Origin of the sequence: Pseudorhodoplanes sp. (assembly GCF_035565795.1) — a bacterium.
Taxonomy (GTDB): Bacteria; Pseudomonadota; Alphaproteobacteria; order Rhizobiales; family Xanthobacteraceae; genus Pseudorhodoplanes.
Genome location: NZ_DATMRV010000240.1, coordinates 1 through 8,967 on the forward strand (window position 1 = coordinate 1; position 8,967 = coordinate 8,967).

At 63.4% G+C, this 8,967-nt stretch carries 7 protein-coding genes and 2 pseudogenes; all 9 read left to right on the top strand.

Annotated features, from left to right (window positions below; translation table 11 throughout):
• Window positions 1–286: pseudogene (locus VNZ93_RS21390) on the top strand (chromosome partitioning protein ParA); the annotation flags it as partial.
• The gene (locus VNZ93_RS21395; protein ID WP_325710063.1) at window positions 283–894 is read left to right on the top strand and encodes a DUF697 domain-containing protein; all 612 of its coding nucleotides are present in this window, start codon (window positions 283–285) and stop codon (window positions 892–894) included. The pseudogene VNZ93_RS21390 and the gene VNZ93_RS21395, both read left to right, overlap by 4 nt.
• Window positions 895–1,296: 402 nt before the next feature.
• Complete coding sequence (locus VNZ93_RS21400; RefSeq protein WP_325710065.1) at window positions 1,297–2,496, top strand: amino acid ABC transporter substrate-binding protein; 1,200 nt, start codon at window positions 1,297–1,299, stop codon at window positions 2,494–2,496.
• Window positions 2,497–2,569: 73 nt separating this feature from the next.
• Window positions 2,570–3,436, top strand: a complete 867-nt coding sequence (locus VNZ93_RS21405) for a branched-chain amino acid ABC transporter permease (protein WP_325710068.1) — start codon at window positions 2,570–2,572, stop codon at window positions 3,434–3,436.
• On the top strand, window positions 3,433–4,404 hold the full coding sequence (locus tag VNZ93_RS21410) for a branched-chain amino acid ABC transporter permease (protein WP_325710070.1): 972 nt from the start codon (window positions 3,433–3,435) through the stop codon (window positions 4,402–4,404). Before VNZ93_RS21405 ends, VNZ93_RS21410 begins: the two co-directional genes overlap by 4 nt.
• A complete protein-coding gene (locus VNZ93_RS21415) occupies window positions 4,401–5,135 on the top strand; it encodes an ABC transporter ATP-binding protein (protein WP_325710072.1) in 735 nt (244 codons plus the stop codon). Before VNZ93_RS21410 ends, VNZ93_RS21415 begins: the two co-directional genes overlap by 4 nt.
• Window positions 5,128–5,832, top strand: a pseudogene (locus tag VNZ93_RS21420) (ABC transporter ATP-binding protein); the annotation flags it as partial. The gene VNZ93_RS21415 and the pseudogene VNZ93_RS21420, both read left to right, overlap by 8 nt.
• Before the next feature lie 839 nt (window positions 5,833–6,671).
• On the top strand, window positions 6,672–8,129 hold the full coding sequence (locus VNZ93_RS21425; RefSeq protein ID WP_325710075.1) for an aldehyde dehydrogenase family protein: 1,458 nt from the start codon (window positions 6,672–6,674) through the stop codon (window positions 8,127–8,129).
• 128 nt (window positions 8,130–8,257) lie between these two features.
• Window positions 8,258–8,967, top strand: a 710-nt coding sequence (locus VNZ93_RS21430; RefSeq protein WP_325710078.1) for an ABC transporter substrate-binding protein, incomplete at its 3' end; no start/stop codon positions are given.

Below are 8,967 nucleotides of genomic sequence, written 5' to 3' on the forward strand. Positions count from 1 at the left end.
TGCCTTCCTCACGGAGCGGACAGATGGGCGGCGGCCGCTCTATCGATGCATCCTGACGCAGACCACCCGTGACTCGATCATTGCGCGCCACATCCGCAATGAGCTGACCGAAGCCGGAATACCCGTGCTTCAGAACGAAATGCAGAACCGGGTTGCCTATCCCGAAGCGTCGCTGTGGGGAGCGACGCCGAGTCTGATCAGCTGGAAAGGCCCCGCGGCGCGCGAGATCGCTGCGATCGCGGACGAACTCGATATGGTGCTCGGACAGCAGCAGGCCGCAGCATGACACGCAAACAGCTTCCAAAGGCGATCAAGCCCGCCGGGTCCGGTCTGCGATTCATTCCGGGTGAGGCCGGCACCGAAGCGCCGATGCCGCAATCCGTAACGGCAAAGCCCACGACTCCCCGGGAGCCGGTGCAGGTCGAGGCTGAGATATGGCCGCCGACGCCGCCCGCTGCGAACGCGAATGACGCGAAAGATGCACCCTCTGACATGCAGGTGATAACCCAGTCCGACGCGGAGATGCGTCTTCAGCACGCCTTCAAGATCGTCGACCGTCACAAGATGTATGCCGGGCTTGGCGGGCTGTTGCCCATGGCCGCTGTAAACGTAGCAGGCGTTACGGCGGTGATCCTGCGGATGGTGAAGACGCTCAGCGATCTCTACGGCATCCCGTTCGAGCGCGACAAAACGCGTTCGATCGTGATCGGGCTGATGGGCGGTGCGGCGCCGACCGGACTCGCAGCTGCTGCGGCGACGACGCTGTCCTTTGCCGCCCCGATTGCCGGAGCCGTCGGGCTGGCGGTGTCGTCGGTAGCGGCGGCTGCCCTGACGCGCCGGATCGGTCTTCACTTCGTCGAACGGTTCGAAACCGAAGCGATCCTCGGGCGCTGACCGCGGCTACTGATCGTCGCACCCGGCCGCGGTTCGCGGATGTGAACCGCACGCTTTGAGATATCGACGCAAAATTTGCTGTTGTTGGCGGCTGCGTTCGTGCGGACATCGACCGGGCGGTCGCCGAGGCATGCGACGCGTTCGACCACCGCAGCCACGCATGCCGCCGTCCGGACGCGCGCGAACGACATCGCCAATGCCTGGACGCCGCAGGGCTGCTGAACCGGGCGGCAGAACGCCGCAGTGGGAAGCGCGTGGCGCCGCAGGCGGCTAACGCGGCGCGGGCACGATTGACGTTAACGATGAACCATGCTGGACCATGGCCCAGATCGGCCGATACATTGCCCGGCTAGTGAGAAAAGGGTGCCAACACCGCACCGCAATAAAACCGAGGAGGAATTCATGTTGAGGAAGGTGTCGATGATGGTGGCGGTCTCGGCCGCTGCGTTCGTCATGGCGACCGGGATCGCGGCCGCTCAGGACACTCTGAAGATCGGTGCGAGTGCTCCGAAGACCGGTCCGCTGGCGGGCGGCGCTGCCGTTACGCATTGGCCGAACATCAAGCTGTGGGTCGAAGAGGTCAACAAGCGCGGCGGCCTGAAGGTCGGCAACAAGCAGATGAAGGTCGAGCTCATCGAATACGATGACAAGACCACCGCCGACGAAGCCATCAAGAACATCACCCGCCTTGCCACCGTGGACAAGGTCGACTTCATCGTCACCCCGTACTCGACCGGCATCAACGTCGCGACCGCGCCGCTGATTGCGAAATTCGGCTATCCGCACATCACTACCAGCGCCGCTACCGACAGCGTGCCGGAATTCGCCAAGCGCTGGCAGAATTCGTTCTGGCTGCTCGGTACATCGAAGCAGCTCGCCGAAGGCGTCGCCGACGCGCTGAAGAAGCTTCGCGACTCGGGTGCGATCGGCAAGCGCGTCGCGCTGGTCAACGTCGCCGACGCGTTCGGCCTCGAACTCAAGAATGCCGGCAAGCCGGCGCTCGAAAAGGCCGGCTTCGAGATCGTGTATGAGGCGTCCTATCCGCTCGGCACGCAGGACGTCGCGCCGATCATCAGCGCCGCCAAGGCCGCCAATCCGGATGCGTTCGTTGCTTTCTCGTATCCGCCGGACACCTTCGCGCTCACCGAGCAGGCGCAGATCCAGAAATTCGATGTCGGCGCGTTCTATGTCGGCGTCGGCACCGCATTCCCCGCATTTGCTGGTCGCTTCAAGGACAACGCCAATGGCGTGATGGGCGTCGGCGGCATCAACGCGTCCGCACCGGAAATGCAGGACTATCTGAAGCGACACAAGGAAGTGACCGGTGCCGTTCCCGACGCATGGGCCAGCGCCACGACCTATGCCGGTCTTGAAATTCTCGGCCAGGCGATCGAACGCGCCGGCACGACCGACAAGGCCAAGGTGATCGCCGAGATCCGGAAGGGTCCGTTCAAGACAGTGATCGGCGAAGTGAATCTGAAGGACGGCATCAACCACAACGTCTGGGCGGTCGGCCAGTGGCAGGACGGTACTTTCAACGGTGTCGCGTCTTCCGGCCTCTCCGGCGCCAAGGCACCGGTGAAGAAGCAGCCCTGGAAGTAAGCCTTCGAGGAGCGAATATGTCCGGCGCGGCAGGCTCCACCGGCCGCGCCGGACGGTTTGTTGCAGGACCCCAATGGAGACGATCGTTACCGGTGTTCTGCTCGGCGGAACCTACGCGCTCATCGCGATCGGTCTGACGCTGCAATATGGTGTCGCCCGCATCATGAATCTCGCCAATGGCGAGACCTTCGTCGCAGCCTGCTTCATCGCGTTCTGGCTGTTCACCTCTTACGCGATTAACCCGCTCTGGGGCATTCTGGTCATTGCGCCCGTCGCCTTCCTGGTCAACTGGGCGATCTATGCGCTGCTGCTGCGGCCTCTGGTCGACCGCGCCAAGAGCCAGGGCATGCTTGAGGTCGATTCGATCCTCGCGACGTTCGGATTGCTGTTTCTGTTCCAGGGATTGATGCTGCGCGGTTTCGGCGGCGCCTATACGTCCTATACGTTTCTGGCCGAGCGGTTCGACATATTCGGTACGTTCTATGGCCTCAACCGCGTGGTCGCCTTTGGTGCGGCCTGTGTGATTGCCGTCCTGCTGTATCTCTTTCTCTATCGCACACGCTACGGCACCGCCGTGCGCGCGGTCGCGGTGAATCCGAACTCGGCCAAACTGGTCGGAATCGACGTGGCCAAGGCTGCCGCCCTGTCCTTCGCGCTGGGCGGCGCGCTGACGGCCTGCGGCGGCACGCTGCTGTCGACCTTCTATACGTTCAACGCATCGATGGGCGTCATCTTCACCATGAAGGCGCTCATCATCGTGATCATGGGCGGTGTCGGCGATGTACGCGGCGCGGTGATCGCGGCATTGATTCTCGGGATCGCTGAGACTGCGGTCGCGCGCCTTGTCGATCCGGGCCTGACCCTGGCTGCCACCTATGCGCTGTTCGTGTTCGTGCTGCTGTTCCGGCCTCAGGGCATCTTCGGCAGGCAGCAGGCATGACCAGGCTTTCGCCTTCCGAAATCTGGACGGGGATCGCGGGCGCGGTCGCGGTCGCGGCCGCTGCCACATTGCCGCTGTTCGATCAGGGCTATTATCTGTCGCTCGCCCTGAACATGGTAATGTATGCTGCGCTTTGTACGGCCTGGACCTTGTTCTCCGGTCCGACCCATTACGTGTCGCTCGCGACCGCGGCCTTCTTCGGGCTCGGCACCTATGCCGTAGGCCTTGGCCTGGACTATGTGCCTTTTGGTGCGCTCGTCCTGATCGGCGGGGTCGTTGCGGCGATCCTGGCGGGCCTCGTCGGCGCTGCGACGCTGCGCATTTCCGGCGTGTATTTCGTGATCTTCACGTTCGGCCTCGCCGAACTGGTCCGCCAGATCGTGTCCTACACGCAGATCAAGCTGTCGACCAAGATGGGTCTCTACGTCTTCACGGACTTCACCGAGAAGCACATCTACTGGATGCTGCTGGCGCTGACTGCGGTCATCTTCCTCACAGGTTGGCTCATCAACCGCTCGCGTCTCGGCTTCGCCATGCAGATCATCGGCAATGACGAAACCGTCGCACGCCATTCCGGGATCGATACAGCCAAGCTGAAGATTATCCTGTTCATGATCTCGGGCGCTTTCATCGGCATGGCGGGCGCGATCCTCGCGCCGCGTTACGCCTATATCGAGCCGCCGGCGGCCTTCAATCCGATGATTTCCTTCCTCGTCGTGATCATGGCCCTGCTTGGCGGCACGCGCAGGCTTTGGGGGCCGCTGGTCGGGGTGATCCCGTTCTCGCTGGTGATGGAGTTCGTATCGGCCCGCCTTCCGAACGACACCTCGATCGTCATCGGCATCGCGTTCCTGGTCATCGTTTATGTCCTGCCCGACGGCATCACCGGACGGCTGGAGCAGCTCTGGGCGCGTCTGAAGAAAACGCGGGCCGAGCCTCAGCCGGTTCCTGTGGAAGAACGCGCATGACCGCCGCGGCCCTTAGCGTCAACGGTGCGCGCAAGGCCTTCGGAGGTCTTGTGGCGGTGAACGACGTCAGCTTCGAGGTCCGCGAAGGCGAACTGCTCGGGCTGATCGGTCCGAATGGCTCTGGCAAGACCACGATGCTCAACCTGATCTCTGGTGCGTTAAAGCCGGATGCGGGCGAGATCGTTCTCTCCGGCACGCGGATTTCCCGGATGCCGGCGCATAAGATCGCGCGCCAGGGCGTGGCGCGCACGTTCCAGCTCGTGCGCATGCTTCCCGCGATGGATGCGGAGCACAATGTGATCGCCGGCGCGGTGTTCGGGCATCAGCGACTATGGGGCGAACAGGCGCGCGAAGCCGCTCATGAATTGCTCGCTCTCGTCGGTCTGCGCGGCCGCGAGCATGTGCCGGTGGCGGCCATGACCTATATCGACCAGAAGCGCGTCGAACTGGCGCGTGCGCTGGCTTCGAATCCGCGTGTGCTTCTGCTCGACGAATGGCTCGCGGGGCTCAATCCGAGCGAACTCAATATCGGCATTCAGCTGATCGAACAGCTCAGCAATCAGGGCCGCACCATCATCATGGTTGAACATGTGATGGATGCGATCCGTTCCTTGTGCGGCCGCTGTGTCGTGATGAATTCCGGCCGGAAGATCAAGGAAGGCGATGTCGATGAGGTGCTGTCCGACCCAGAGGTGATCGAAGCCTATCTCGGGGACGACGACGATGCTTGAGGTGAAAAATCTCAGCGTCCGTTACGGTCGCCACCATGCTCTCGATCATGTCACGGTGAAGGTCGATAAGGGTGAGATCTGCGTGATCCTCGGCGCCAATGGCGCCGGCAAGTCGAGCCTTCTGAAGGCGATCGCGGGCACGGTCCGCGCCGAGCCCGGTTCCGAGATCGTCATGAACGGCAAGATGATCACGGGCATGAAGGCGCACCTGATCGTCGAAGAAGGTGTCGCACTCGTACCCGAAGGCCGCGGCATTTTTGGCGAACTCACGGTCGCCGAAAACCTCGAGCTTGGCGCGTTTCCAAACCGCGCGCGATCGCGGGAGAAGGCGACGCTCGAACAGATCTACTCGCTGTTTCCGCGGCTCGCGGAGCGCAAGTCGCAGATCGCTCGAACGATGTCTGGCGGCGAGCAGCAGATGGTGGCGATCGGCCGCGCATTGATGTCGCAGCCGGAAATCCTGATGCTGGACGAGCCGTCGCTCGGGCTCTCACCGGTCCTGACGAAAGAGTTGTTTCGTTCTCTGGCCAAGATCGCCGAAACCGGCGTCGGCATTCTTCTGGTCGAGCAGAACGCGCGGCAGAGTCTCAAGATCGCGGAGCGCGGTTATCTGATCGAAGTCGGCCGGATCACGGGCGAGGGCACGGCGCAAAGCCTGATGACCGATCCCGCCGTGGTGAATGCGTATCTCGGTGGTGCGCGCGGCACGGCGAACGCGACGACGATCCGTCTGCCCGCGCCATTCGTGCTTCCGGTCGATCTTGCCTCTGTCGGCCGTTTCATCGGAAGCCTTGCGCAGCGCGCCGGCGCGATCCGGACAGCCTTCGTGCGGGCTCTGCGGCAGTCTGCGCCGCTACCGAGCGCCTTCGCCGGTCGCTACGATCCGAAAAAGGGTGGCGATCCCTGGGACGAAGCCGCCGCTGTCTCGTCACTGGGCGGGCTGCCTAATGCCGCGGTCGCTACCGATGCGAGGCGGCTTGCGGACGCTGCCGCTGACCTTGCGAAGGCGGCGACGCTTCTGCACGCGCGTCACATCCGCTCGCTACGGGCGTCGCGCGAGAACCCGTCGGCGTTCGTCGGCGTCTATGATCCAGCGACAGCCCTCATTGAAATCGATGCGCTCGATCCGGCGGGACTGGCGCGCGCCGCTTCGGCGCGAATGGCGGATCATATCCGGCAACGGCGGCTGGCAGCGCCCGTGCCAAGCGCATTCGCCCGCAGGGATGACTTGCCGCCGCCTGAAGCGGGCAAGGGAGTTCGCGATCCGCTCCTCGGACATAACAGCCGCGGCGTCGATATCGACGCGGAAGAACCGCAACCAATCGCGTCGCCGCCGGCGAGCAGGATCGACATCGATGCGCTGGTGTCGCGTGCGGCGCAGGTCCAGTCGCAGCATGTCGCGGCGCGGCGAAAACGTCTCACCGTGGTGAAGCTGAAGCCCGGCGACCTGCCGGGCGATGGCGGACCGGATACCAAATAACGGCCGCGAGGCTTATGATCAGGGCCAAAAGGCCCAAAGGCTCAAGGAGAATTGACATGGCACGCGTATTCGAAGGCCAGTTCATCGGTGGTCGTTCGTCCGGCCGGAAGATGTTCAGGGATCTCAATCCCGCTGACGGCTCGGTCTGGGCCGAGGTGCCCGATTGCGGTCGCGCCGAAACGGCCGCTGCGATCGAGGCTGCGCACGCGGCTTTCGCCGAATGGTCGGCGCTGCCTTTCACCAAGCGCGCCCATTACCTCGAAAAGGCCGCCGAGATCTTCGAGAAGCGGCGCATGGAATTTGTCGAGGCGCTGCAGGGCGAGGGTGGCGGCTGGTTCGGCAAGGGCATGTTCGAGACCGGATATACGGTCGAAGTGTTTCGCGCGGCTGCGGCCTCGGTATGGCAGGCGACCGGCGAAGTGCTTCCGTCCGAATACGGCAAGGTGTCGATGGCGGTGCGCCGTCCCATGGGCGTCGTCTCGATCATCAGCCCATGGAATTTCCCGTGCATCCTGTCGTCGCGCGGCTTTGCGTTTCCGCTCGCGGCCGGCAACACCATCGTCCTGAAGCCCTCCGAAGAAACGCCTTATTGCGGCGGGCTGCTGTTCGCCGAAGTGTTCGAGGAAGCCGGGCTGCCGAAGGGCGTGTTCAATGTCGTCACCTGTTCGCGCGACAACGTGCAGGAGGTCGGCGATGAGCTTATCGAACATCCTTACGTGAAGGGCATCTCGTTCACCGGCTCGACCGCGATCGGCCGCCAGATCGCGGCCAAGGCCGGCGCCCATCTGAAGAAATGCTGCGTCGAACTCGGCGGCAAGGATTCGCTGATCGTGTGCGAGGACGCCGACATGGAGCGCGCGACGCAGGCCGCCAATTTCGGCTCCTTCATGCATCAGGGCCAGATCTGCATGTCGGTCGAAAAGGTGCTGGTGCACGAGAAGATCTACGACGACTTCCTGAAGAAGTTCGTCGAGCGCGCGAAGAAGCTCAAGGTCGGCGACCCGACCAAGAGCAAGGAGCACATCATCGGCCCGCTAATCAACGACAAGCAGGTCGGCAAGGTGCGCGAACAACTCGAGGACGCGATCGCCAAGGGCGCAAAGGTGGCGCTCGGCGGCAAGATCGAAGGCCGCTTCGTCGAGCCGACGATCCTGACCGGCGTTACGCCCGACATGAAGCTCTATCAGGATGAGACCTTCGGGCCGGTCGTGCCGGTGATCCCGTTCCGGACTGACGATGAAGCGATCCAGATCGCCAACGACACCGAATACGGCTTGTCGGCGGGCGTGATGACGCGGGACGAGGCGAGGGGGCTCGCCATCGTCAACAAGCTCGACACCGGCAATTGCCACATCAACTGCTCGTCGGTAAACGATGAGCCGCATGTGCCGTTCGGCGGATTCAAGGCATCGGGTGTCGGCAAGCATGGCGGCCGCTGGTCGCTGGAGACCTTTACCGAGACGCGCTGGATCACGCTCGATCGTGGCGGCCGGCCGTTTCCACCGATGTTCTGAGGCGGCTGAGCTCGGTGACATGCTGTCATCGCCCGCGAAAGCGGGCGATCCGGCATGGCCGCACATTGCGCTTCGGACCCCGCCTGCGCGGGGCATGACAGGATTGAGAGCCCGACGGAGGACATTTCGTGCTGAGTGTGGCGATTGGCGATTACCCGCATACGCGACTGCTTAAGGAGCGACTTGCATCATCGCCGGACTTCAACTTCGTCGACGTGTCGCCGATCACCAAGGCGTTCGCGCAGATGGTGCGGCAGGGCACCTACGACATCTCCGAAATGGCGCTGGTGACCTTCCTGCAGGCCAAGGCCTTCGGCAAGCCGCTGGTGCTGATTCCGGCCGCCGTCGCTGCCCGCTCGCAGGAAATCAGCCTGATCAAGCTGGCGAAGAATGACGCCATCCGCGGCCCGGCCGACCTGCGCGGCAAGCGGATCGGCGTGCGCGCCTATAGCCAGACCACGGGAGCGTGGCTGCGCGGCATTCTCGCCGAGAATTTCGGTATCGCGCCGGAGACCGTGCACTGGACGACGTTCGAGGATCCGCATGTGGCGGAATATTCCGATCCGCCGTTTGCAACGCGCGCGAAGCCGGGCAGCGTGCTGCTCGACATGCTGCGTGCGGGTGAACTCGATGCCGTGATCGTCGGCAACGACAAGCCGACCGATTCCGACCTGGCCGATGTTTATCCGGACGCCGGAGGCGCGGGGCGCGAATTTGCCCGCAAGCACGGTTTCGTGCCGGTCAACCACGTCATCGTGGCGAAGCAGTCCGTGGTAGACCAGCATCGCGATGTGCTGATGGCGTTCTGGTCGGCGGTCAAGGATGCATGGAAGGACAC

Excerpts from the sequence above, each read along its gene's own strand:
- VNZ93_RS21395 (WP_325710063.1), top strand. The coding sequence starts at position 283 with ATGACACGCAAACAGCTTCCAAAGGCGATCAAGCCCGCCGGGTCCGGT.
- VNZ93_RS21400 (WP_325710065.1), top strand. The coding sequence starts at position 1,297 with ATGTTGAGGAAGGTGTCGATGATGGTGGCGGTCTCGGCCGCTGCGTTC.
- VNZ93_RS21405 (WP_325710068.1), top strand. The coding sequence starts at position 2,570 with ATGGAGACGATCGTTACCGGTGTTCTGCTCGGCGGAACCTACGCGCTC.
- VNZ93_RS21410 (WP_325710070.1), top strand. The coding sequence starts at position 3,433 with ATGACCAGGCTTTCGCCTTCCGAAATCTGGACGGGGATCGCGGGCGCG.
- VNZ93_RS21415 (WP_325710072.1), top strand. The coding sequence starts at position 4,401 with ATGACCGCCGCGGCCCTTAGCGTCAACGGTGCGCGCAAGGCCTTCGGA.
- VNZ93_RS21425 (WP_325710075.1), top strand. The coding sequence starts at position 6,672 with ATGGCACGCGTATTCGAAGGCCAGTTCATCGGTGGTCGTTCGTCCGGC.